This is a genomic window from Nostoc sp. FACHB-892 (assembly GCF_014698795.1).
Taxonomy (GTDB): domain Bacteria; phylum Cyanobacteriota; class Cyanobacteriia; order Cyanobacteriales; family Nostocaceae; genus Nostoc.
Genome location: NZ_JACJTR010000023.1, coordinates 61,765 through 86,824, shown reverse-complemented (window position 1 = coordinate 86,824; position 25,060 = coordinate 61,765). Strand labels below are relative to the sequence as shown.

The following is a 25,060-nucleotide window of genomic DNA, read 5'->3' as shown; positions in this document are numbered from 1 at the left end:
CAGATCTATCCCAAGTTAAGCCTGTAGGCTGAGTAATATCGGTATCTCCAAGCTGAGGCAATCCGAGCATTGTCTAAGTGTTGTAGAGTGGCTGCTTATCAAATAAATGGCAAAACAATTGGGGCGAGTTTACCTAAATAAACTCGCCCTAACTTGTATTTAATGTTTAATGTTGACTTTTCATTAGAACTTTTGAAATCCTACTTCCGGCGTGCTACACGAGTGCAGCCTGGAAGTAAGATATATAGAAAATCAGGCAAATCTTACTGAGGTGACATTAGAAGTTTAGAAAACTCTTAAATGTGAGCCAGAAATTGTTTTGCTTGCAAGCCGCGACACTTATGACAATTGCAAAACTGACTTTTTCTTGACTCGACGAGTCAGAACTGAAGTAGCACCCACAAAACCAATCACAAAAACTCCTAATACAGAAGAAGATTCAGGAACTGCTACTGTAACGATATTACCAGTGATACTCTTGTAGCCAGTGGCGATCGTGTGATTATCTGATTCAAAACCAGTTCCGCCAATATTGGTGAATTGAACCTGATCAAAAGTTCCGCCAACACTGTAGAAGTTGATGAACGCATAAGGTTCTGAAGAGTTCTGACCTTTGAATGCCGAATTAGGATTACCGTAGTAGCTGGCTTTATTTGGTTGTTTTGCGATATAACTAACCACATCAGCAGTGGTCATAGTTTCTACAACCTTACCTTGTGAAAGAAATGTGAGTACGTTGCTACTATCTCCCGCAGACCACCAAAGTCCAAAGTAGCTTTGTGGGGATGTCAAATTGAGTGTTGAAACCTTTTGACCATTACCCGATCTATTTGTGTCTACATCAAAATACTTACCTGTTCCACCAGCAGCACCATATTGGTCTGGATTCATGATCAGAGTATTCTTATAGCTACCAATATTTGTTGTTCCCTCATTCCATTGAAAGCCTGTTGCACTATAGCCTTTTGTTTGTGTATCAAAATTTTGTACATGAGCATTAACAAGATTTGATAATTGTGCATTTTGTACGCCTGGGTTTTCTATTGATACCGTAAAAGATGCAGCCATTACAGGGCGGGTAACAGTAGCTAAAGATAAAACAACACTAGAAGCGATCGCGGACTTAATTAAAATACTTTTCATCTGGCAATTCTTTTCGTTTTTTAATCTTTCGTGTTCATAGCCTCATTGTGCTATGTGCTTCTAGATTCCAACATCAGAAGGATTACTACTTTTTCAATTTGATTCCACTCAGACAAAAATGTAAGTTATTGAATTTATTTAGAGGAAAATCACTGATATTATTTTCGTTGATGTCTATAGCTTTATGTAGAAACCGCAAAGTTATCAGTGCTAAATTATAAACAAGCTTTATTTATAAAAGGTGTTATCATTTGCAGGCTGTTAATTTTTTTAGGTTTTTAAAAAATAATAGATATCGTGCTGTGCCCAATCTTTTGAAAGGCTGTGCTTATCCCTTAGGTATTTCCAAAAAAGTCGATAGAACATCTGTTCTTTATTTAAATAGAAATAAGTTATATAGCTAAACTATGTATATTAATAATATTTATATTTTATTGTTGTTTTCATTAAACAATAATAAAGATAATGGACAGTTTTAGATGACCCTATTTACTGATAAATAGAAATAAATTAGTGGTCATTGTATTAGTTTTGCCATTCTTCCCTTGCTCTGCCTACTCATCTTTATCCAGCCAACTACGCCACCTTAGTTTTTTTGAAATGCGTAGTAACATGAATTGAACTACCTCTTACAATCAACAAAAGAATTTTTATCAATGCATCCGACTGAAGAAGTTGCTGTTTCTACTCGCGTTATTGGTTTAATTAGTGGCACATCCGTAGATGGTATAGATGCTGCTTTGGTAGAGATTTCCGGTACAGAATTGGATCTCAAGATTGCGTTGCTAGCTGGGGCAACATATCCTTATCCAACCGAACTTAGAGAAAGAATATTGGCAGTTGGTGCTGGCGTTGCCATCTCAATGGCAGAATTGGCAGAAATAGATGATGCGATCGCTCAAGTCTTTGCCCAAGCTGCCCAAAATATTCAAATTGGTCATCAGCCAGCTACTCTCATTGGCTCCCACGGTCAGACAGTTTATCATCGACCACCTACAGATAGTGGAATAGAGAAGAAAACCGCTCCCCACTCCCTACTAGGTTACAGTCTGCAACTAGGGCGCGGTGCCTTAATTGCTCATCTTACAGGCATTACAACTGTGAGTAACTTCCGTGCTGCTGATATCAATATTGGTGGTCATGGTGCGCCTCTCGTGCCCAGAGTAGATGCCTATATACTTAGTCATCCCCAGGAGGGGCGCTGTATTCAAAACATTGGTGGTATTGGTAATGTTGCTTATATTCCGCCTCGGCATGGCGACTGGCTTTCAAAAATTCGCGCTTGGGATACTGGCCCAGGAAATAGTCTGTTGGATCTAGCGGTGGAACATTTAAGCGCTGGTGCTAAAACTTACGATGAAAATGGCGATTGGGCAGCTACTGGTACTCCTTGCCATCCATTGGTAGAACAATGGCTCAACCAAGACTATTTTCATCTGCCACCACCCAAATCTACTGGTCGAGAGTTATTTGGTGTGACTTACCTGCATCAGTGTTTAAAAGATGCCCAAGCATATAAACTCAATCCTGCCGACATACTGGCAACTCTCACAGAACTTACAGCTGCTTCAATTGTTCATAGTTACCGCACTTTTTTGCCGGAAATGCCACAGAGGATATTATTATGTGGCGGCGGTAGTCGCAATCTATATTTAAAACGTCGGTTAGAGTTATTGTTAACATCAATACCAGTCTTGACTACAGATGAAGTCGGTTTGAGTGCAGATTTTAAAGAAGCGATCGCCTTTGCAGTTTTAGCCTACTGGCGACATTTGGGTATTCCTGGGAACCTACCTACTGCAACTGGGGCACCTGAAGAAGTGCTTTTGGGAGAAATTCACCAAAGTCACTCCTGAATCATAGGAACAATAAACAAGATAAAAAATTTCTTCATTCAGGACTGGCTCAAAGCTTCGCTATCGCTAACGTAACTTAACATTGCTATAACTGTAGTCTTGGCGGCACTCGATTAAGACAGATTTTTGTAACTAAGTTACAAAATAAAAGACAGACTATAACTGTAGTCTTGGCGGCACTCGATCAAGACAGGGAATATAGAAGGTGGCTCATACTTTTTTATTAGAACCAGGACGCTGGGCAATGCAAGGTAATTGGCTAGAACGTAATGGTATGCCAATCAGCGTCAAGGGTATGACCTTGGTCGCTTGGAATCGAGATAACTGGTTTACTATGGCTACAAAGTTGGTATTTCCAGGTAGCGACCACTCAGAAATCTCTCTGCAATACAAGGGGCGGTTGCATGAGGGAGAGCGTCAGTATACTTTTTTACTCCAGCATAATATTTTAGGGCAGGTTGAAGGTGAAGGCTGGATTGGTTTAGATACTATTGTGCAGCGTTACTGGGTAATAGGCGATCGTCAGCGTCGTAGTGGCTTTGAAACCCTACACCGAATTTCGGAAGATAGATACTACCTCAGTAGTGGTATTTTGGCTGGTCATTTTTTAACTAACACAATGGAAGCTAGCCTAGAACGTCAGCCAACCAAAGGATAGTGCTGCCTGCTGTGCGTCTAAGTTAGGAGCCGACCGAAACAATGCCAATGCACTCACTGCTTGCTTAAGGATTAATGTCTCATACTTGACCTCAAGGAGTCATCGTTTCTTCTGACTAACCTACTGAGTTGTATACTAAATAAGAAATTATCAAATTATTGTTAGACTTTTAGTATTTTTACCGAACCGTGTAGTCTGGAGTCCAGTTTCATGAATCCTAAAGTCTCTGTCATTATCCCTGCTTACAATACTGAAGCTTATATTGGGAAGGCAATAGAGTCAGTTTTAGAGCAAACGCTCACAGATATTGAAGTTATTATAGTTGATGATGCTTCAAGTGATAAAACTGTAGAAGTCGTTAAAAGTTTTACTGACCCACGTCTTAAAGTAATAGTGAATCAACAAAACCTTGGGGCTGCTGCTGCGCGTAATCGTGCCCTGAGAGCAGCCCAAGGAGAATGGATTGCTGTGCTTGATTCAGATGACTGGTATGCTCCTGAAAGATTAGAAAAGCTCGTGTCACTGGCAAATGAAAAAAATGCAGACATGATTGCTGACGATCTTTATTTAATCAAAGATGGCGAAACATCTCCTTGGAGTACATTGATTCAAGAAAGTGAAGAACATATAGATAAAATTATCCAAATTGATATCGTTTATTTTGTAGAAACTGATGCCTATGGAGAACCAGGTTTGCATCTTGGTATAAGCAAGCCTCTATTCAAACGAGAATTTTTGGTTAAGCACGGCATCGAGTACGATGATGCCATTAGGATGGGTCAAGATTTTTGGATTGATATGAAATGTTTAATAAAAGGGGCACGCTTTTTCCTTGAGCCAAAACCCTATTATTTCTACCGTTCACGTCCTGGATCTCTTGTACATAAAAGCCAATTGCCACGTTTAAATCAATATCTGAATGCTAGTGATTCTTTCATGCAACAAGAGGTGGTGAAGAAAAATCCAGCTTTAATGCGTGCTATGTCTTATAATATTACAGTCTATAAAAAACATTTAGCTTATTTACAAGTTGTAGAGCCTCTAAAGCAAGGAAAATGGTTAATAGCATTGACAGAAATGGGTAAAAATCCGCGCTTCTTTTATGATTTTATTTCCCGATTGAACAATATTATCGCCCGTCGAATTCAATACTATGTGATGGGTAATAAATCAGTTTTTGACATTACTTATAACATACAGAGAGAACGAAAAACCACCAATTAGTGTTATCATAGTTTTCTCAATAAATAATCCATCTGTACGTAGTCACAATGAGCCTGAAGGTTAAAAAACTGGTAAGGCAATAAGTATCTCTAATTATCCTTACTAACAAAATAAACGCAGAGAACAGCCTTGTTGGAGGTAAAAGGAAAGTATTAATTAAGCTGTGGGTCATTGCTCACTAAAATAATCTGAGTTTAACGAACCTTTCTTTGCCTTAAACTAAAATTCAAGTCTGTCCCTCTCCCACTCAGAGAGGGACGGTTTTAAGTAATAAAACTTCTTAGAAGTTGTTTGAAAAGTGCTTTGCTGTAACTTTAAGCACTTTTAGATCCCCTCTAGCCTTAAAAAGAGGGGAACAGAAATCAAAGTCCCCTGATTTATCGGGGGATTTTAAAGGTATCTAGAACTTTTGATACCCCCAAGAGGACTTTTCAAACAACCTCTTAGAACTCTGTGGCGAGTGTGGTGTTCCCTAATAAAGGTTTTTGGCAGATCCTAAAGTTATCTATTTAGTCAAAATTGGGCAAACTAAAATTACACCACAATGAAAGTGCAAAATGGTCTAAAGCGTCATTATAAATTTACCCTTTCTGCTTGTTTAATCTGACATATTGCACCAGTTGTAATAAATGTCCCGGTTGCAAACTGCTAGATAATGCTTTCAATATTCTAAAATAGGGCTGAAACAAGCTAGTACAGCACCGCGTAAATAGACCAACGATTCAAAATCGCAAAAAGCCTAGTATATAAGTTTTTTACCTTTTAGCTTCCATTTCTGCCTTGTGGTATGAGCCTAGAAAATCATTTCAGGGCGCAATAATTCAGATATCAGTTTGAATGCACTTTTCCTCCTAAACACTTACAACCTGCTTTTGGATTCAAATTCTCTATGTCAGACCCCAACATTGGTCGCTTATTAAGCAAACGCTACCAACTCCAGGAGTTAATCGGTACTGGAGCAATGGGTCGGGTTTATCGTGCTAAAGATACTTTGTTGGGAGGTGTACCCGTTGCGGTTAAGTTTCTAGCGCTATCAATCCAAAATGAAAAGATGCGATTGCAAGACCGCTTTGAACGAGAAGCAAAAACCTGTGCTTTGCTAGGGCAAAAAAGCATTCATATTGTCCGAGTCATGGACTATGGCGTAGATGACAATAACACCCCGTTCTATGTCATGGAATACCTACAAGGACAAAGCCTAAACAATATTATTCGCAAGCAACGACTGCCTTTACCAAGATTTCTAAGTATGGCACGTCAACTCAGCCTGGGCTTACAGTGCGCTCATGACGGCATTCCAGTTGAGGGCAATATTTGCCCAATTATCCATCGTGATGTCAAGCCAAGCAATATGCTGGTGATTCAAGATCCCAGTTTCGGAGAATTGGTTAAGGTTCTAGATTTTGGTATTGCTAAGTTATTACAGTCAGATGGCGACCATACAAAATTCTATTTGGGGACATTGGCTTATTCTTCTCCCGAACAGATGGAGGGTAAAGAATTAGACAACCGTGCTGATATTTATAGTTTGGGCGTCATGATGTTTGAGATGCTCACAGGCAAAATGCCACTGGTGGCACCAACTCACTCTTTTGGAGCATGGTATAAAACACATCACTATCAAAAACCACGTTCTTTTAGTGAGGTTGCACCTGGATTAGAACTACCAAAAGAAATTGAAAATTTGGTGATGAGTTGTCTAGCTAAAGTAGCACGCGATCGCCCGCAAAATATCGCTGAAATCCTTAGAGTTTTAGTATCTCTAGAAAAGCCTGACCATACACACAAAATTAAGCAAAACAGCCATGCCCTAGTTCCTGCTATTACAGTAAACAATGAGCTTGAACAAAAGGCAAAAGCCGATTTGCAGGTCTCCTGGTCAAACGAAGAAATTGCCAGGACGATTTCTTGGCCTCAAAATAAACCAGTTGCCGATATTGTGTTTCCCCAGGCCATTCATACCAATGGAGAGGTTTTACCAGCTCTGTGGGTGATGCTACCGCAAGAGGAAATTCAAAAGCGCTTACTCTGTACCCGCTATAACCAATTTCTTTTCATTTCTATCCCCCATCCCATGCTCTTATGGATTACTGTCATCTATAACCGCAAACATGGCGCTAAATGGTTACCTTACTACCTTGATCTCAAAACCAGTCTTGGTAAAGAAATTACTCGGTTACTACAGCACACAGGTTACTATCGCTTGTTGTTCTTTGCACGAGAAACACCAAATCGCTGTACCCATATCTTACTTTCTAGCGTTGCTTCTGCCCAAAGCCAACGGCTGCAAGAGTGGATCACAATGAGCAACACATTGATGTCCTCTGCCGATCCACAAATTAGTAAGAGCCTACTCAAAAAGGAGTATGAAAAGATTAAGCCTCAAATTCTCGCAAAATTGGAAAGTATTGATACAGATTCTCCATACGATCTTTCTAACTAGGAACAATTCCTTAATGTTACATCTATAAAGATGTAAATAAGGGGTAGTCACTCAAAGTATGTAAACTTTTATAAACAAAATATGTATAAAGATGTAACTTCTAGTTGAATGTATAAAGAGTGAAAAAACTAGCTGCCGAATCACGGCTATCTAAATTATCTCTCAATCTTACTGTGTATATAATAATTTTGGTAGACTGGAAGTTTACGCAGGTTAATTTGCACGGTAGAGTGAACCAAAAGCAAGTCTGGCTAAGGTAAAGAGTAAATTTTTACTACATGATTAGACTGAGTCTAGGCTGTAGAAGATGTGTCGTCGAAAAGCTTACTTATTGTTAGCTAATTTTTTGAGTTGAATTTTTGCCCAACTTTTACGTGATTTGTGATCGAAGTTGACGCCCCGACATCCCCAGCTCTTTTCCTCCTTGGAACCAAGCAAGAGAAGGAGGTCGCCCACTGCGACAGTAGAACGACTCTATGCCATAGTGGAACCGGAATCTAAGCCCCACTGGTGCTTAAGAAGTTCTTGATAAGTTGCCTCGCGCACTACCATTTGCTCATAGAGCTTAACCAAAAAGTCTTTAGCTTGATCGTGGCTCATGTTTTGCACCTGAGTAGCAAATGAGCAGATGCTGAATTGCTGTTCCAAGGATAGTTTCGTTGGCTGGTTCATAGTTAACTCCGAAAAACAACGTGTAAAGGTGATATCGTTTACAGAAGTCTAAATGGGATAATAATTGGGCTTATAACTGTCCAACATTTTTTCCTCCGTATTACGAAAGATAACAATTGTTTGACACATTGCCCACATCCAAAGTGTGGACTTTTTCTGCTCTGATATCTCGCACCTAATCCTACTGATATACCACCCAAGTCAGTTAAGCCATATTCCGGAAAATAAGCTTTATTTTGCCTAAGGTAAGTATAAATATCTCCCTGAGTCCTTTTTGCTTTGCACAACTCTCCTTTGGGGAGAAGCTGAGGTGTGATTCTTAGCCCTCGATAGTTTTTCTTAAACAGAAAAACTAAGATGCTGTCTCCCCTAGTATGAAGAAAGCTTTGGAGGGTAGGAATTTTAAGGATGTTGGGGGACAAATGGTAATAAGCGTGAATTATAGTCGCTTTACCTGATTACGTGCAAGATGTCAACTTATCAATTTATGCAAATTTAGCCTCATTTAGTTAATTTTGAGGCTAAAAGTATTTGTATCAAATTGTAAAAATGAAAAATGCTCACGCTGAACAAATTGCTGAGTATATTTACCGGATTAGTCATTTGTCAGTTGTCCTTTGCTATTGGGCAATGACCTATGACTAATGACTATTTTCTTCGAGTGAGACGATGACAACTGTGATGTTATCGTGCCCTCCGTGGTCTTTGGCAGCCTCAATTAGAGAGATGGCGGCTTTATCAAGCCAAGGGGTGTCTTGGAGGCAGCTAGCAATCTTTTGTTCGACAAGTTCTTCTGTTAGACCATCACTACATAACAGCAAGCGATCGCCAATTTTGACATCTAGTGGTTGCAAATCAATCTGATGCAAGTCTTCACGCCCCAAACAGCGCGATAATACATGACGAAAAGGATGCGATCGCGCTTCATCTAAAGTAATGTCACCGATTTTGATTGCCCGTGCTACCCAAGTGTGGTCTTCTGTTACTTGTTCTAATTGCGACTCTCGGAAGCGATACAGTCGGGAATCGCCAACATGACCGCACCAGGGTGTCTCTGGGGAGCGAAAAAGCACAGCTACAACCGTTGTACCCATATCGGCGCGTTCGGGATGATTTTGCTGATCCTGCAAAATCGCTTCATTGGCACCCCACAAAGCTTGCTCTAGCAATTCTTGGGAAGATTTAGGAGATTGCCAATTTGCTACCAAATAGTCCTGAATTTCTTTAGTGGCAATCCGACTTGCCTCCTCACCTCCGGCATGACCACCCATACCATCAGCAACAACGAAAAACCGCCCCTCTGGGTCGATATAGTAAGCATCCTGATTATTAGAACGAATAAGTCCCGGATCGCTAAAACCCGTGAAATTAAGTTTCATAATTTTTTCATACAACAATTAATACATACGATCGTAACGGTCAAGGCGTAAAAGTAGTCGGATTAGAATCACTGAAAGCCCTGCTGCAATTAAACCAGGTACTAGCGCCCACCATAGATATTTGGTGGTAACCACTAAAATCGTAGCTGAAAGTGTGAAACCACTGATTAACAGAGCATAGCTCATTGAGAGCTGAATACTGCTTTGCCGTCGCAACAGCCGTTCAGTTTCTATAGACCGAACCCGGAGGCGCATATCTCCCCGTTCTAACTTTTCTAGCGTGTCCTCTAACCTACGTGGTAGACCAAAGGCAGTACTACTTACTTGAGCTGCTTGACGACTTAATTCGTTAATAAAGCTATTTCCCTCAGAACCATTCATATCGGTCATAAGCTGCATTGCATATGGTTTGGCAACTTCCATAAAGTTAAACTCTGGATCTAAACCTTTACCTACCCCTTCTAAGGTAGAAAAGGCTCGCATCACAAAAGTGAAGGTTGCTGGAAATCTAAATGGCTGATTATAAGCTATTTCGTAAAGGTCGTCACTAATTGCTGCCACTGATTGGTTTTCAAAAGGCTTATCCATGAAATGATCCAGCATATACTGGACGGAACGCCGGACTGGGCCCATGTCATCGGTTGGTGCGATCGCGCCTAATTCGATCAGAGACTGAACAACGCGATCGCCATCTTTTTGGGCAATACCAAACAGTGTTTGCATTAGTCCTTCGCGAACGTTAGACTTAATCCGCCCCATCATGCCAAAATCGTAGAATATCAAAGCACCAGTTGCACTAATGGCAATATTGCCTGGGTGAGGATCGGCGTGAAAAAAGCCACTGTTAAGCAACTGTAGTAAGTAGGCTTGAGCGCCTTGACGAGCGATCGCCTTTCGATCCAAACCTGCTGCTTCTAAAGCTTCGTATTGGCTAATTTTAATTCCAGGGAGATATTCTAAGGTTAAGACTCTAGAAGAAGCATAACGCCAGTAAACTTTTGGGACATTCACCCAATCGTAGCCGCGAAAGTTCCGGCGAAAGGTATCAGCATTACGACCTTCATTGAGATAATCAATTTCTTCCCAAAGAATTCGACAACATTCTTCATAAATACCTAACCAATCTCGCCCTCGTCCCCATTTGGGATGGTTTTGAAAATAGCGGGTAATTCCCTTGAGAATTTGTAAATCTATTTCAAATAATTTTTTTAGTCCAGGACGTTGCACCTTGACAACAACCGATTCTCCACTATGCAGTACAGCTTTGTGTACTTGCCCCAAGCTAGCAGCAGCCAAAGGAATCGGTTCAAAATTATGGAAGAGTTCAGGAATTTTTTTGCCTAGTTCTTTCTCAATGGTCGCTTCTACTTGCTCATAGCTAAATGCTGGTACTTTGTCTTGTAACTTGGCTAGTTCGTCTACATATTCAACAGGGAATATATCAGCGCGGGTAGAAAACAGCTGCCCTACTTTGATGAAGGTTGGCCCTAAATCTAGTAGGGTATTGCGAATCCAAACCGCTTGGGTTTTGCGTCTTGCAGCTTGCTTTGCCTCAGTCACACCACCCGGATAACTCCAAGATTTGTTGTATCGCCAAAGTTTGAACAATAAGGTCAATACAAAAGACCAAATGTCCACAAAACGCCGTCTGCTAGAGTATTGTTCCCGATTCCAACGGTATGCTTTATCTGAATAACCTTGTTCCATAAATTACTTTGTGTACCGTTGGTTTGCAACCGAATCACTTGGAAGAAAAGACACTCTGATTCCTAAACTGTTTTTTTAAGTGTCATTTGTCACTTGTGCAAAATTTTTGACGAATGACCAATGACTAATGACTAAGATTTATGCAGAAGTTCTGCGATAATGTTGCAATTCTGTACGTAACAGGGCAATTTCTGCTCGTAATTCATCAATATCTGCTTGTAAGTCACCTGAATCAGAACTGGCTTGCCGAGTACCTGTGGTAGATTGACCAGCATTAGCTGTTTCTGCTGACCGATTTGCGCGCTCTATGACTTCTTCTGTAAACTGGCGCAACTGTTCTCTAGCTTCTGCATCAAATTTGCCCAGATCGCTCAAAGCATCGGTCAAGGCGACCTCTAAACGCTCATTAACTACTTCGGCTACTGCTCTGCCTACGAAAAAGGCTTGTACTAGTGGGTTACTCATAAATTTTTGTTACGTTGATCCGCAAGAGAATTATAACTTGCCTGTATGCTTTACGGCTTCTGCTGGGGAGTTAGAGATTTACATGACTTAATGTGCGACTTCAGCCCTGGCGAATAGCATTGGCAGAGTTTGCGGGCAGACAAACCAGAGCTAAATCGAGTTGAAATAACATATATCGTGACATTCCAGCAAGTTTCGATAATATTGCTTTGGTGTATTGGGTAAATAGGTTGTCATTTGCAAGGCTTACTCTTTCAATATCCAGGTTATTAGTTGGCTCATCGAGAATCAGCAGTTTCGATTTCTAAAATATTGATCACATAGCATGCCTGCGGCGGGCTACGCCTACGCTAATCTTGCCAATTCACCCCCACTCAACGCAGAGGCGCTTTTGTGAACATCATCATATTTAAAGAGAAAGTTTCAGAAAAACTGCGCCAAATCCGAATTGAAATACAAGCTAAATAGTAAGCATTACATTGCAATATCTGATTTATGAAAATGTTAATCCTATATAAATCAAATTAAGCTATGTTAAAATTAACCTATAAATTGATGCTGGATTGATTCTATGACTATCACCCAAGAATTAGAATCTCAAGGAGACATCTTGAAAGATGTGATATTTCCACCAAGTGATTTATATAGCGACGAACCTCCTTTGGAAACAGAACTGCATCTACGATAAATAATGTTACTTTGACAATGCCTGGAATGGCTGTGGTCAGGTAGAAATGATTTTTATGCAGCAGGGAATCTAACTATCTACTACAGTTCACACCAAAAAAAATCAGAGTACTTTCGCGGGCCAGACTTTTTTGTTGTATTGGGATGCGAACGCAAAACCCGAAAAAGTTGGGTAGTTTGGTAAGAAGAAGGCAAATATCCCAACGTAATTATCGAAATTTTGTCGGAGTCAACAGCGAAGACAGACAAAGGTTAAAAGAAAACAATTTATCAAGATACTTTCCGAACATCCGATTATTTTTGGTTTGATCCATATACAGATCCATATACATTAGAATTCGCGGGATTCCATTTACTAGATGGAGAATATCAGCCTCTACAAGCGAATGCAGAAAGATATTTATGGAGTCAAAAATTAGGGTTATATTTGGGAATTTATCGGGATTTATTGCGTTGGTTTACACCTGATAGAGAATTAGTACCGACACTAGAGGAAACTACTGCACAAGCACAAAAAATCGCCGCACAAGCACAAGAAAAAACAGAAAGTTTATCAGCAAAATTGCGAGAGTTGAATATCAATCCAGATACAATTTAGACAATTTGAAGGAGTGGTATTAGTTACGGTATGCTACGCGATCGCTAACTACAACATTGCTAAAATAAATCCATAACTAGTTGATGCTATATCCGTTCTATGACCATAGCTCAAGAATTAGATTCTCAAGAAGGCATCTGTCAAGATGTTATATTTCCCCCTGGTGATTTATATAGTGATGAGCCTCCCTTGGAAAGCGAACTGCATCTACGGCAAATAATCCTATTTTTGCAATGTCTGGAATGGCTGTGGCGAGACAGGAATGATTTTTATGCGGCGGGAAACTTGACTGTTTACTACAGTCCGCACCAACGAAAATCAGAATTCTTTCGGGGACCAGACTTTTTTGTAGTGTTGGGAACTGAACGCAAAACCCGAAAAAGTTGGGTAGTTTGGGAAGAAGATGGCAAATATCCCAATTTAATTGTAGAAATTCTCTCTGATTCAACAGCTAATACTGACAAAGGTTTAAAGAAAACAATTTATCAAGATACCTTCCGCACACCCGATTATTTTTGGTTCGACCCTTACACACAAGAACTTGCCGGATTTCATTTAGTAGATGGAGAATATCAACCTCTACAAGCAAGTGAACAAGGATATTTGTGGAGTCAACAACTAGGGTTATATTTGGGAATTTATCAGGGATTATTGCGGTTTTTTACACGAGATGGTCAACTAGTACCAACACCTGAAGAAATGGCAGAACAGGCAGAACAAAAGACAGAACAAGCAGAACAAAAGGCAGAACGTTTGGCAGCAAAACTGCGCGAGTTAAATATCGATCCAGATATAATTTAGATTACTGCGATCGCTTTACTAATTCATTTAGGATAGTATTGTGCTAAAAACTCCTCAGCTTCTGTCCTATCTTTAATCACTCCATCCAAGGTAGCAGCAACTACATCATCTAATATTTGCCGATACTGAGGCCCTGGTTTATAACCAAGTTTCTTTAAATCATTGCCATTTAATAGTGGCTGCACATTAGTCCAAAAAGTTAAATATTTCCAAATTTGATGTCTAATCTCTCGCGGATTTTGCAAAGCAATTAAAATCAGCATTGGTAAATCGTACTGTCGCAGCAACTGCACTACTTGACTGGGGCGTTGCAAAGTGGGTAATAGTGTCATCACCTCACTTTGCGCTTGAGCTAAGTTGTTCAACCTAGCAATGCTATCCTCTTGCAATTGCAGATTTTTTGCTACTTTTGCCCGGTATTGTGGTGCTAGGTTGACGATTAACGTTTCTAAACGCATTTGCCAGTGAATGAGAGTTTGTTCAGTATCAAATCGCCGCATGCAGCGTTCTAGCAAACGTAATTGTCGTAGGAGTTCTGCGTCTAGGTTGAGGGTAGGATGGATACATTGCAATGCCCCTAAATTATCGAGTAACTGCAAAGCCGATTTCCAGTAGGGGGCTTCTAAAATGTGTTTTAATTCTGTTTTCAGCCGAGTTTGCAGGGCTGGAGTTTTGCTATTCTCTTGGGAAGTGCGATCGTAAACGCCACTGTTGATGGCATAGCGAATAAACTCTTCAGTTTGCGGTTCAATTTGAAATCCGAAGCGCACGGCAAAGCGCACGCCACGATAAATTCGGGTGGGGTCTTCGATAAAGCTGTTGGGGTGTAAAACCCGAATTTGCCTAGCTTGTAAATCTAATAATCCACCAAAAAAATCGAGTAATTCACCAGCACGCGGAGTAGTGAGGCGCAAAGCAAGGGCATTGATGCTAAAATCTCTACGATACAAGTCTTGACGAATAGAACTCGCCTCAACTTCTGGATTCGCTGCTGGATAAGGATAGAATTCTGTTCTAGCGGTGGCAATATCTACCCAAAGAGAATCTAATTCTGGGTCTTTGTGCCACAGCAAAGCCGCAGTTTGAAAAGCTCCGTGGATTTCTAAGCGGGCAGCAGGGTAAAGTTGTTGGAGTGCCTTTGCTAATTCCACACCAGCACCAACATCTGCTGATTTGTGAAAGCCATCAACCACAAGATCAATATCTTTAATCATCAAAGTGCCTGATGTTGCATCAGCTAGCAGTAAATCCCGCACCGCACCTCCGACAAGATAAAGATGCCAACCCCGTTTTTCTGCCTCTTGCGATGCTGTGGTGAGTAATTGCCACAATTGCGAAGCAAGGCGATTTTGCAACTCAGTGCTGAGAGGAATTTTGAATTTTGTTAGCGTAGTATTAGCGTCATTTTGAATTTTGAATTCTTGTCCTTCTTCGTCTTCATCCCTTTCTTGATGTAATTCCCGCAAGACATCAGTACGAGTAACCAGACCAACTAACTGTTCATTCTCTAATACTGGTAAGCGTCCGATATCATAAGTCACCATCAGCGCTTCAATTTGTGGCAGTGTTGTATCTGGTGTAATCGTTTTGAGATTCGTAGTCATATAGCCCTTGACTGGCGCATGACTAAATCCGTGGTGCAGGGCAATATCAATATCCCGTCGCGAAATAATACCTACTAGTTGCGCTTGGGCATCGACTACAGATAAACCAGAGTGTCCATAGCGTAATAAAATGCGCTGGGCTTCGGCAATTGTGGTTTCAGGGAGAATTGTGCGAACAGGAGAGGACATCAAATCCCTAGCGGTGAGGGGATGGGGAATTTGTGCTTTTACCCCGTCAAGAAGTTGTTTTAATATTGCCTGTGAATCAACTCCCCTTAAGTTTAGCGATGCGGCTTGTGAATGACCGCCGCCACCTAGAAGTTGGAATAATAAGTTAAGATTCGTTTTGGGAATTTGCGATCGCCCAATTACAGTTAAGCGTGAATCACTTTCATCTAAAGCATATTCATTAGCCAACAGTAGGGCATCAATTTCAGTTAATTCCACAAGTTCCGATGCCAAACTCGATAACCCAGGCACAAAATTTTTAGTTCTTAGAGTTACCCAACCAACGGTATATCCATGTAGAGAAAAATATTCTAAATTTTCCAGCGATTCAGTTAATAACTGCTGCAATTGTACAGACAAACCAGGGTCACGGTAGGTGGAAATTACTGATAAACTCGCACCTTGTTGCATCAACCAAGCCAAAGCTAGAGCATCCCTTGGTGTGGACTGGTCATAAGTCAAAGAGCCAGTGTCAACGTGGATACCCAAAGCCATTACTGTGGCTTCGGCAGAAGTCAAGGAAATTTCCTGTTGTTGCAATTGCTCAACGATTAAAGTTGTGGTTGCTCCTACTGAAGAAATATATGATTCCGTAGCCGGAATATTTGATTCTTGTCCTAAGTGATGGTCATAAATTATAATCTCTTTAATATGGGGTAAATCTAACCACTCAGCAGCTTTACCCAAGCGATCGCGCTGTTGCGTATCCACCACAGTCAGAGAACGAATTTTTTCTGGATTCACCGAACGGCGTTCAATTAGCGGATATTCATCCCGGTGCAATGCTAAAAAATCCCTTACAGGAGGGTGAGAACCGCCACTCAGCACAATCTTACTTCCCGGTAGTAGACGCGTTAACCCTACCGCAGCCCCTAGTGCGTCAAAATCTGCTGTTGTGTGGCAAAGAATTAAATCCATAATCTAAAAGTCATTAGTCATTGGTCATTGGCTATTAGTACTTAGACAAGGGACAAATGGCTAAAATGTTGTAATTTTCGGTAACTCTAAAACAAGAGAAAAGTTTCAGTACCACCCTTTAGATAAAATAGGCAAAAGCCTCACCTTTTAACCCTCAGAGTCAGCACCCTAATTGTCAAATATTCTAAAATAGATGATCAGGGCGTTGTATGATTTAAGTGATTACTCGCCGCCACGGTCATTGATACACCTCGCTTACTGCCCTCTGGGAAACCTACGTAAAACGTTGGAAAACGGGAAACGAGTAAGCGTCCTTTCAAAGAATGCAAATTTACCATTGGTTGACACATCAGTGTAAAAGTCATAAGCAATTCATCCTGTGTCGTAAAATTTGTGGGGTACGAAAGGAAGAAAAAATCAAACTGTTGACCGTGGGGGATCACGAGGACATAAAATCAGAGCTTCTGGCTAAAGCTTCTGGAAATGTCCTATGCAATAGCAGGAGTCACGCTCGTTGCCTACACTGTACACCTTACTGTTAGTGTAGGACATATAACTATTTCGCTGTATTGGGAGAAGCAAAAATGACCATAATATTCCAATTCGCTTTGATCAGCCTAGTTCTATTGTCTTTCGTCCTGGTTGTTGGCGTTCCCGTAGCTTATGCTACTCCCCAAAATTGGGTTGAATCTAAAAAACTGCTCTGGGTTGGTTCTGCTGCCTGGATTGGTTTGGTATTTTTAGTTGGTTTGTTAAACTTTTTTGTCGTGTAAGCGACGGCTTCGCTCTGGCGCAGGCACATAATATAAGAACTAGAGGAGCAGAAAAGCCAAGGTCAAAGACCAAAGGAAAAAAGGAAAGATTTTTTCCGATTTCCTTCTTTCTAACTGTGCTTTCCTGCTCCTCTACATTTAAATAAGAAATGTATATTGGCCAGAACTATAGTTGATTAAGAGGCAGTCATGGCAGTTTTCGAGGGAACTTTTACCCAAACGGAGCCTTTGCGGTTTGCAGTGGTGATTGGTCGATTTAATGACCTAGTTACCGGAAAGCTGCTAGAGGGATGTCAAGATTGCTTGAAACGCCACGGTGTAGATCCTAACCCCCAAGGTAATCAGGTAGACTATGTTTGGGTTCCGGGAAGTTTTGAGGTACCTTTAGTAGCTCGCCAACTAGCACTTTCCCATCGTTATGATGCTGTAATTTGTCTAGGTGCAGTCATTCGAGGACAAACACCCCATTTTGATTATGTATCCGCAGAAGTTTCTAAAGGCATTGCCGCCGCTAGTTTTCAAACTGGAGTGCCAGTAATTTTTGGCATTTTGACGGTAGATACTATGCAGCAAGCTTTAGAACGGGCAGGCATCAAAGGTAATCATGGCTGGGATTATGCCCTGAATGCCCTAGAAATGGCAAGCCTCATGCGGCAACTGCGTTCTAACCTAGCAGAGCCATATTCTCGTAATAGCCAGTCTTTGCCAGCTTCTTTTCAAAGCGCCAGCATAGGCAATTTAACTGCGGAGTCAGAAGAACTAGGCTAGGGCGTGTCATTAGTCATTTGTCCTTTGTTATTCACTAATGATTAATGACTAATGACCAAAAAAAGGAGTTGACAATTAGGGATAAATCTGAGATATTGATATATGGCAATTGATTGCGGGTGTAGCTCAGTGGTAGAGCGTCACCTTGCCAAGGTGAATGTCGCGCGTTCGAATCGCGTCACCCGCTTCCAAGTAAAACCTCTTGAAATTTTAAGTTCAAGAGGTTTAATGTTTTTAATGGTCTGGCAAGGCAACTTTGCTGAGTTTATGGTAAGAAAATCAAGCTCTTTTCTTGCCCTACTTCCCATGCTTTTCCTAATCCCCTTGCTTGCCTTCACCCATCATTTTTTGGGTTGGTCGATTGAACTTTTTGGCGATTCACGCTGTACTCCTGTGAATTGTTATCAATATTGTTAGTAATGCCAACTTTTATGAATTTCATAGACAGGTAAAATATAAAGTAATTTAGATATGGTGGAACTATCGTATTCGTAGATAGATTTTACCCATCTAGGAAAACTTGTTCAAATTATGGGGGAATTCATATGCACGGATAGTTCAGTCATGTCTGGGCGTTAAGGGATAACTACTCCCATGCTCCCATTGAAATGTCAACTAATATCTAGCTTTGTCTAGATTTTATTTAGTAGAAGGAAATTTTAAATAAGATTGTCAGATTTGGGGAAAGACTACAAACAGAAAGCCCCGTACTGATTGAAAATTAGGATACTTAGAGTTTGCTGCATCTACTGATTGCAATCATGGTGATGTTTGCATGGCTAATCCATCTTTATAAAGAGAGCAATCTTTAATAGCAGAAGCCTCTAAGGCATTTACCATAAAGATTAACTGTCGTAGTTCGTGTAAAACACGCTCAAGTTACTATAACGCTTGTGCAATCTCAAAAACCCGAAAAAATAGATTTCAATACTGAATACCCCTGTCCCTGTCGTCGTCGGGGTCAGTTAATTCCGATTACGTTGACAGAAGCATTTGGTTGCGATCGCTGTCAGCAAATCTTTGTAGTAGAAGATAATGGTCATGTCCTAGAACAACTTTCTACCACCTATCCCTACAAACGGGCTTGGCGTTGGATGGGGAATAGTTGGCATGTTGTCCATCCCCGCTTGGGAGAAAGCTATCTGCCTATAGCACTTGGCATTATTTTCGTGCTAGTGATTATATGGCTGCCATTAGCGCTGCGATTAGCAAATGGTTCTAGCATCATTGCTTGGGCAATGGTAGCGGTGCTATTAGCTATTCTGCCAGCACTCATGGTCTGGCTTACCTACAGACGTTAACTCAATGACTGTTGAAGTTTTAGATGACCACCCCGAACCGATTACTAGCGCCCAACGAGCCTATCAAGCTTCCCTAAAGCTGGGGATCACAAAGGGAGCAGACCGGAGCCGTGCAGTACTGGCGATGGCACAAGCCATTGAGCGCTCATTTGACGACATTCTAGAAGCCAATACCTTGGATTTAGAAACCAGTCGGGAAATGGCAGTGCCAGAGTTGATACTAGACTGGCTAAAGCTGACTCCCACAAGGCTAGAGATGACCGTAGATATCTTACAACGGTTAGGGGAATTATCAGATCCGCTACGGCGCGTCAGAACTGCTGATTATCAACTGGAAGATTCCCAAAGTTACACCCAGCTAATGCCTTTGGGAGTGATTGGATTTATTTATGAAGCGTTCCCAGATTTAGGGGCGATCGCAGCAGGTTTTTGTATCAAAACTGGCAATAGTATTATTCTCAAAGGCAGTACTGAAGCCAGCCATTCCAACGCGGTTATTGCTGAAGTAATCCAAAGTGCGATCGCCCAAGTTGGTTTACCTACAGGCTGTCTAGAACTGATCACAGCAGAACATGGTGCTTCAATTCGGGATTTAGTTACCCAAGACCAGTACCTGAATCTAGTGATTCCCTACGGACGTTCCAGCTTGGTACAGCAGGTAGTACGGCAGTCTACTTGCCCAGTCTTAAAGTCAGCAATGGGTAATTGTTATCTCTACTGGTCGCTCAATAGCAGCTTAGAAATGGTGCGCTGGATAATTCTTGATAGCCATCAGAGCGAACCAGACCAAGTTAATGCCATTGAAAAAGTACTTATTCATCGCCAAGCTTTACCATCCTCCTTGGCAGTTCTGTGGAACAGCTTAATGGAAAAAGGCTTTGAAATTAAAGGAGATGCAGAATTAGTAGAAGCCTTTCCCCAGTTGCAGCTCGTAAAGGAAAACGAATGGGGAAACCCTTATTTAACTAAAACAGTAGCTTTTAAATTGGTGGATAGCTTAGAGGGTGCGATCGCCTGGATTAATGAACACAGTAGTGGTCATGCCGACTCTATCGTTACTGAATCCTATCAGGAAAGTCGGCAGTTTGCTTTAGGAGTTAACAGTGCCTCTACCTACATCAACACTTCCCCGCGTTTTTCCCGTAATCCCTCGCGGGGAGATTCAGTGTTTCTCGGTATGTCTAACCAAAAAGGTCATCGTCGGGGATTTATCAGCCTAGAAACCTTGACTACCGTTAAGCATATTGTTCAGGGAAATGGCAGATTTTAAATAATTTGTAATTCGTAATACTCGCCTCCGGCGAGAAGCAAGCTACGTAATTCGTAATTCGTAATTAGAAGAGGGTTTCACAAGAGTGCTGTAGCGGCAATTCTGTTTCAGTTGGGGTCTAAATCCCTCACAAAATTCTCTCAGTCCTAATACCCCAATCCAAATTTTAAACTTAACAAAATCTTAATTTCTGCTTGATCCTAGTTTGGTAGCTTCCTTGTGTTTGGTTGAGCAGCAATTAGGAGACAAGTCAAATCAAGCCACTATAGCGCTTCTGGGTTGAGTTAAATACAGACCTAACCCCCAGCCCCTTAAAAGCGAGCGTTGGGGAGTATGATTCAAAACCTCTCTCTTTTTAGGAGAGAGGAATGGAAGTGAGATCAAAGTATATTGCATACAACTGAGAACCGCTATATTTGTGCTTTTCACAACTGACCCTCCTGAATGCCAACTGTAGTTACATCTAGGTAGGGGTGAATATGGAACTTATGGATGGTAAGCACCTGCTAGCAAATCGTTGCAGACGGCGGAGTTTTTTGTTGGGTGCAGGATTCTTAACGGGGTTAACAGTCGCTACCCAATGGCATCCGGTATTGGCTAACTCAAGGTTTTCTGACTATCCGTTCAGTCTTGGTGTTGCCTCTGGTGATCCTTTGCCAGATGGTGTTGTTATCTGGACACGACTGGCTCCAAATCCACTCTCTGGAGGTGGAATGCCATTGGTAAATGTCCCAGTACGGTGGCAAGTTGCCCTTGATGAAAACATGAGACAGGTAGTGCGGCGAGGAACAGTGCTGGCAACACCAGAGTTAGCCCACTCAGTCCACGTTGATGTACGTGGGTTAGACCCTAACCGTTGGTACTGGTATCAATTTCAAACAGGTAGGGAAGTTAGCCCCATTGGGCGGACTCGCACAGCACCAGCATTTTATGGCTCTATCTCACAACTTAATTTTGCTTTTGTCTCCTGTCAAGACTGGCAAAATGGCTACTATACAGCTTATCGGCATTTGGCTGATGAAAATCTCGACCTTGTGGTTCATCTAGGTGATTATATTTACGAATACGGGCCAGAATCTGGTGGACCACGCCAGCATAATAGTCCAGAAATTATCACTCTTGCAGACTACCGCGATCGCCACGCCCTGTACAAAACTGACCCGAATCTCCAAGCTGCTCATGCTGCTTTTCCCTGGATTGTCACTTGGGATGATCATGAAGTTGATAATAATTATGCCGACTTAATCCCCGAAGATAACCAAACCCAAGAGGCTTTTAGGAAGCGACGAGCCAATGCATACCAAGCTTACTACGAACATATGCCCCTACGTCAGTCTTCATTGCCCAAGGGCCCAGATATGTTGCTTTATCGACGGTTCACTTTCGGTAATTTAGCTGAGTTTAATGTACTAGACACGAGGCAATACCGCACTAACCAACCTTGTGATGATGGACTTAAGCCTCGCTGCTCCCAAGCTTTTGATCCAAATGCTACGATGACTGGCTCAGAACAAGAGCAGTGGCTACGAAAAGGGTTAGATCAGTCGCGATCGCGCTGGAATGTGATTGCTCAACAGACCATGCTAGCCGAGTACAATTTTAATAGTAGTCCAGGTTCGGGTGTCTTCAATTTAGATCAATGGGACGGCTACGTAGCTGAACGAAATCGGCTCTTGAGTTTTCTAAACCAGCGCCAACCTTCTAATCCAGTGGTGATTACCGGAGACATCCATTCTAGTTGGGTACATGACTTGAAGCTTGATTTTAATAATCCAAACTCACCGACGGTAGGCACAGAGTTTGTAGGAACCTCAATTTCCTCTGACTTTCCCGCCCAATTCATCGCTCCAGTTCAAGCTTCTCTACCCAACAATCCCCATACTAAGTTTTTTGATGGAGCCTTTCGGGGATACGTCCGGTGCAACCTTACCCCACAACGCTGGCAAAGTGACTACCGTGTTGTATCAAGCATTATTGACTTGAATGCCTCTATCAAAACCCTAGCTTCCTTTGTAGTCCAAAACGGACAACCAGGAGCGCATCTAAGTTAAGGGAAGTTCGATAAACCCTCCCTGAGTCCAACTAAAGTTTAAATCTTTCCCTCTCCGACTCGAAGAGGGACGGTTTTACGTAGTAAAACCGGGGAGAGGTCTTTATAGTACCTCAACAAATAAATTTTCTTAATCCAAGCGTATCGGCTTACAGTAAATAAATCTTTTTGAAGAGTTATTTTGGCATTTCTTTGCAATACTTAACTAATTTCTAATTAAAAAAAGTGAATATAGATAAAAAATGATAACTAACATCATAATTGATTAAGTTATCCAAGCTAAATTGAGACTATGCTTAATAATTGAAGTTTAGTTGATCATTTTTAAGTAAATAGGTGCAAATGAACTTAAATATTTGTTGAGCTTTTTGTACTTTGTCATTTGTTTGAGTGTTAAATACTAAAAAAGAAAGTTTATTTGTGCCAAGTTACTAACTAGATTGTTGAGCAAGGCAGTAAAAATCTGACCTTAGCCAAGTAATAACAGCGACAACTAAAGTAAATTTAACAACAATCACGTAAAATGATAGAAAAGATTTTGCTGGCTGTATCGGGATTGGGACATGCAGAAGAAATGCTCAAAACCCTGAGAGAAATTCCTTCAATTCAATCTGCAAAAATAACAATCTTGCATGTTGTTCAGGCACAAAATACTGCTGCTACCATGACAGCTAAATGGGAAAATGGCGGTAAAATTTTAGCTAATGCCATTCAAACTTTGAACTTAGATCCTAGCCAAGTTTCTTCAATTTTGCGCGAAGGCGACCCTAAAGATGTTGTTTGCCAAGTAGCTGATGAAATCGACGCTGACTTGATTATTATGGGTTCACGCGGACTTAAACGGTTGCAATCCATTTTATCCAACTCAGTCAGTCAATATGTTTTCCAGCTATCTTCTCGCCCAATGTTGCTGGTAAAAGATGATATTTATGTCAAAAGAATTAAGCGCATTATGGTAGCAATAGACAGCTCTGATTCCGCAAAAAACTGCTTGAAATTGGCACTATTTTTACTGCGAGATATTCAGGGGGGCGAGTTAATTTTGGCAAATGTTGCCACAGATTTAGGCGGGAAAAAATCGGAAATCACTGAAGTTAGTTCAAATAAAAATCCAGTTTTAGCAGCCGCAGTTGCAGAAGCTGAAAAACAGGGCATCCAATCTCGTTCTTATATCAGCAGTGGCAAACCTGGTGAAGAAATTTGTCGGTTGGCAGAGGAGTTAAATATAGACTTATTATTGCTCGGTTCACCAGATCGTCGTCCATCCATCGCTAAGAGTTTTGTTGATATAGACCGACTTATCGGATCTTCCTTGTCTGACTATGTTCGAGTCAATGCCACTTGTCCGGTATTGTTGGCGCGGACGATCGCTTAAAGTCAAAATAGAGTTAAGCTGTTACGCAAATAATATTGTACATTTATCTGATGACTGAAAACCCCCCAACAGTCATCAGTTAACAACATTAAAAGTGTTTATATAGTTTAGACGCGCATCAGCTTAGTGGTTGATAAATAAAAACCCCTACACTACTGGTGCAGGGGTTCTTTATTTGATACACAAACTCTTAACTATCTTTTCCACCTTCGCGGCTAGCAGTTTGGATGTACAGAATTAGTAAAAACACAGAGGGAACTAGTACGAACAAAATGCTCGCTACGAACCCCAGGTCATTAACTTGCATGGCAAGAAAACCTCTCTTAAATTTCCAGTCAACAACATTAGGATAGCATCATCGACGACAGAGTTATACCAATTCAAAATTCAAAATCAGGAAACTTAATTTTGGTAAGTATTTTGACTAATGACTGGATACAAATTGAAGCAGTGGCAGATTTGAGAACTTAAGGCTTCGTAACCACACTGACTGAGCCATTCACTAAAGTTTGACAGGCAAGGCGGTAATTTTCCGGCTTTTTTTTGAATTTGCGGTTTTCTACGTCTGTGCGGGGGGAAAGATTTTCTAGTCCTTCGACTATCTCGACAACGCAAGTACCACACTGACCATTCCCAGCGCAATTGGTCATCTTGCCAATGAACTTATATATATCAATGTCATTTTGCATCGCTTTGAGCCGGAGATTAGCACCATCTGCCGCCACTACTTCTTTATTCTCTTTAACGAATTTGATATTACCCATAACTGATTTCTCTTTGACTCTAAGCTTGGCTTTTAAGGCTTCATATTGACATGGCTTGATTCACATCTTATTTATTATATTAAATCATTACAATATATTAATAAATATTAACTTTATCAAATATAGCCTCACAAAAAAATAGAACAGGTATAGTACCTGTTCTATAAATTGAAAAATAGATTAACTTACCTAAATCCCACGGCTGCTTGCCAAACAAAGGCGAGCAACAAGAAGAATACGGGGATGACTGGGAGAACGTCCACCAAAGGATCAAAGATTTGGTATGCTTCAGGCAGTTTTGCTAATAAAAGTGCTGCTTCCATGTTTGTTTAAATCCAACTATCCAACACAGCGTTCATAATTGAGAAATATCTTA

Annotated in this window: 20 protein-coding genes, 1 tRNA gene and 1 pseudogene; 13 read left to right on the top strand and 9 right to left on the bottom strand. The window is 41.1% G+C overall.

The window, feature by feature from the left end; genetic code table 11:
- Nucleotides 1-339 precede the first annotated feature (339 nt).
- On the bottom strand, nucleotides 340-1,143 hold the full coding sequence (locus tag H6G96_RS25635) for a hypothetical protein (protein WP_190914732.1): 804 nt from the start codon (nucleotides 1,141-1,143) through the stop codon (nucleotides 340-342).
- Between the two features lie 656 nt (nucleotides 1,144-1,799).
- On the opposite strand from H6G96_RS25635, the gene H6G96_RS25630 reads away from it, so the two are divergent.
- The 4 genes from H6G96_RS25630 (at nucleotide 1,800) to H6G96_RS25615 (ending at nucleotide 7,324) form a co-directional block, all read left to right on the top strand.
- Nucleotides 1,800-2,999 (top strand): anhydro-N-acetylmuramic acid kinase, encoded by a 1,200-nt coding sequence (locus tag H6G96_RS25630; protein ID WP_190914730.1) that lies wholly within the window; start codon nucleotides 1,800-1,802, stop codon nucleotides 2,997-2,999.
- Between the two features lie 205 nt (nucleotides 3,000-3,204).
- Nucleotides 3,205-3,657, top strand: a complete 453-nt coding sequence (locus H6G96_RS25625) for a hypothetical protein (RefSeq protein ID WP_190914728.1) — start codon at nucleotides 3,205-3,207, stop codon at nucleotides 3,655-3,657.
- Between the two features lie 210 nt (nucleotides 3,658-3,867).
- The gene (locus H6G96_RS25620) at nucleotides 3,868-4,881 is read left to right on the top strand and encodes a glycosyltransferase family 2 protein (RefSeq protein WP_190914726.1); all 1,014 of its coding nucleotides are present in this window, start codon (nucleotides 3,868-3,870) and stop codon (nucleotides 4,879-4,881) included.
- Nucleotides 4,882-5,770: 889 nt separating this feature from the next.
- Nucleotides 5,771-7,324: a serine/threonine-protein kinase gene (locus tag H6G96_RS25615; RefSeq protein WP_190914722.1), complete on the top strand. Its 1,554-nt coding sequence runs from the start codon at nucleotides 5,771-5,773 to the stop codon at nucleotides 7,322-7,324.
- Between the two features lie 474 nt (nucleotides 7,325-7,798).
- Here the strand turns inward: H6G96_RS25615 and H6G96_RS25610 are convergent, their stop codons facing one another.
- From H6G96_RS25610 to H6G96_RS25595, 4 genes are all read right to left on the bottom strand, one after another.
- Entirely contained in the window at nucleotides 7,799-7,996 is a 198-nt protein-coding gene (locus H6G96_RS25610) for an NblA/ycf18 family protein (protein ID WP_190732564.1), read from the bottom strand.
- 641 nt (nucleotides 7,997-8,637) lie between these two features.
- On the bottom strand, nucleotides 8,638-9,375 hold the full coding sequence (locus tag H6G96_RS25605) for a Stp1/IreP family PP2C-type Ser/Thr phosphatase (protein ID WP_190914720.1): 738 nt from the start codon (nucleotides 9,373-9,375) through the stop codon (nucleotides 8,638-8,640).
- An 18-nt stretch (nucleotides 9,376-9,393) separates the two neighbouring features.
- Nucleotides 9,394-11,082: an AarF/ABC1/UbiB kinase family protein gene (locus tag H6G96_RS25600; protein ID WP_190914718.1), complete on the bottom strand. Its 1,689-nt coding sequence runs from the start codon at nucleotides 11,080-11,082 to the stop codon at nucleotides 9,394-9,396.
- Between the two features lie 138 nt (nucleotides 11,083-11,220).
- Nucleotides 11,221-11,547, bottom strand: coding sequence for a DUF6825 family protein (locus tag H6G96_RS25595; RefSeq protein ID WP_190914716.1), 327 nt, complete (start codon nucleotides 11,545-11,547; stop codon nucleotides 11,221-11,223).
- Nucleotides 11,548-12,118: 571 nt separating this feature from the next.
- Here H6G96_RS25595 and H6G96_RS25590 point away from each other — a divergent pair.
- Nucleotides 12,119-12,832 (top strand): annotated as a pseudogene (locus H6G96_RS25590) (Uma2 family endonuclease).
- A gap of 99 nt (nucleotides 12,833-12,931) precedes the next feature.
- Complete coding sequence (locus H6G96_RS25585) at nucleotides 12,932-13,633, top strand: Uma2 family endonuclease (RefSeq protein ID WP_190914714.1); 702 nt, start codon at nucleotides 12,932-12,934, stop codon at nucleotides 13,631-13,633.
- A gap of 23 nt (nucleotides 13,634-13,656) precedes the next feature.
- Here the strand turns inward: H6G96_RS25585 and H6G96_RS25580 are convergent, their stop codons facing one another.
- Nucleotides 13,657-16,383: a CBS domain-containing protein gene (locus H6G96_RS25580; RefSeq protein WP_190914712.1), complete on the bottom strand. Its 2,727-nt coding sequence runs from the start codon at nucleotides 16,381-16,383 to the stop codon at nucleotides 13,657-13,659.
- 584 nt (nucleotides 16,384-16,967) lie between these two features.
- Here H6G96_RS25580 and psbZ point away from each other — a divergent pair.
- From psbZ to H6G96_RS25545, 7 genes are all read left to right on the top strand, one after another.
- Nucleotides 16,968-17,156, top strand: a complete 189-nt coding sequence (gene psbZ / locus H6G96_RS25575) for a photosystem II reaction center protein PsbZ (RefSeq protein WP_100901500.1) — start codon at nucleotides 16,968-16,970, stop codon at nucleotides 17,154-17,156.
- Nucleotides 17,157-17,345: 189 nt separating this feature from the next.
- A complete protein-coding gene (gene ribH / locus H6G96_RS25570) occupies nucleotides 17,346-17,924 on the top strand; it encodes a 6,7-dimethyl-8-ribityllumazine synthase (protein WP_094346524.1) in 579 nt (192 codons plus the stop codon).
- Between the two features lie 115 nt (nucleotides 17,925-18,039).
- Nucleotides 18,040-18,111 (top strand) — tRNA-Gly (locus H6G96_RS25565).
- A gap of 706 nt (nucleotides 18,112-18,817) precedes the next feature.
- On the top strand, nucleotides 18,818-19,225 hold the full coding sequence (locus H6G96_RS25560; RefSeq protein ID WP_094348002.1) for a hypothetical protein: 408 nt from the start codon (nucleotides 18,818-18,820) through the stop codon (nucleotides 19,223-19,225).
- A 4-nt stretch (nucleotides 19,226-19,229) separates the two neighbouring features.
- Entirely contained in the window at nucleotides 19,230-20,495 is a 1,266-nt protein-coding gene (locus H6G96_RS25555) for a glutamate-5-semialdehyde dehydrogenase (RefSeq protein ID WP_190914703.1), read from the top strand.
- A 479-nt stretch (nucleotides 20,496-20,974) separates the two neighbouring features.
- Entirely contained in the window at nucleotides 20,975-22,546 is a 1,572-nt protein-coding gene (locus H6G96_RS25550) for an alkaline phosphatase (RefSeq protein ID WP_190914701.1), read from the top strand.
- A 522-nt stretch (nucleotides 22,547-23,068) separates the two neighbouring features.
- Entirely contained in the window at nucleotides 23,069-23,920 is an 852-nt protein-coding gene (locus H6G96_RS25545; protein WP_190914699.1) for a universal stress protein, read from the top strand.
- A 190-nt stretch (nucleotides 23,921-24,110) separates the two neighbouring features.
- On the opposite strand, the gene psbM is transcribed toward H6G96_RS25545, so the two are convergent.
- The 3 genes from psbM to H6G96_RS25530 form a co-directional block, all read right to left on the bottom strand.
- Nucleotides 24,111-24,227 carry a photosystem II reaction center protein PsbM gene (gene psbM / locus H6G96_RS25540; RefSeq protein ID WP_096540882.1) on the bottom strand — a complete coding sequence of 39 codons (117 nt, stop codon included), beginning with the start codon at nucleotides 24,225-24,227 and terminating at the stop codon, nucleotides 24,111-24,113.
- Between the two features lie 160 nt (nucleotides 24,228-24,387).
- Entirely contained in the window at nucleotides 24,388-24,684 is a 297-nt protein-coding gene (locus tag H6G96_RS25535) for a 2Fe-2S iron-sulfur cluster-binding protein (protein ID WP_190732583.1), read from the bottom strand.
- 185 nt (nucleotides 24,685-24,869) lie between these two features.
- Nucleotides 24,870-25,007 (bottom strand): photosystem II reaction center protein K, encoded by a 138-nt coding sequence (locus tag H6G96_RS25530; RefSeq protein WP_006195022.1) that lies wholly within the window; start codon nucleotides 25,005-25,007, stop codon nucleotides 24,870-24,872.
- Between the last annotated feature and the right edge of the window lie 53 nt (nucleotides 25,008-25,060).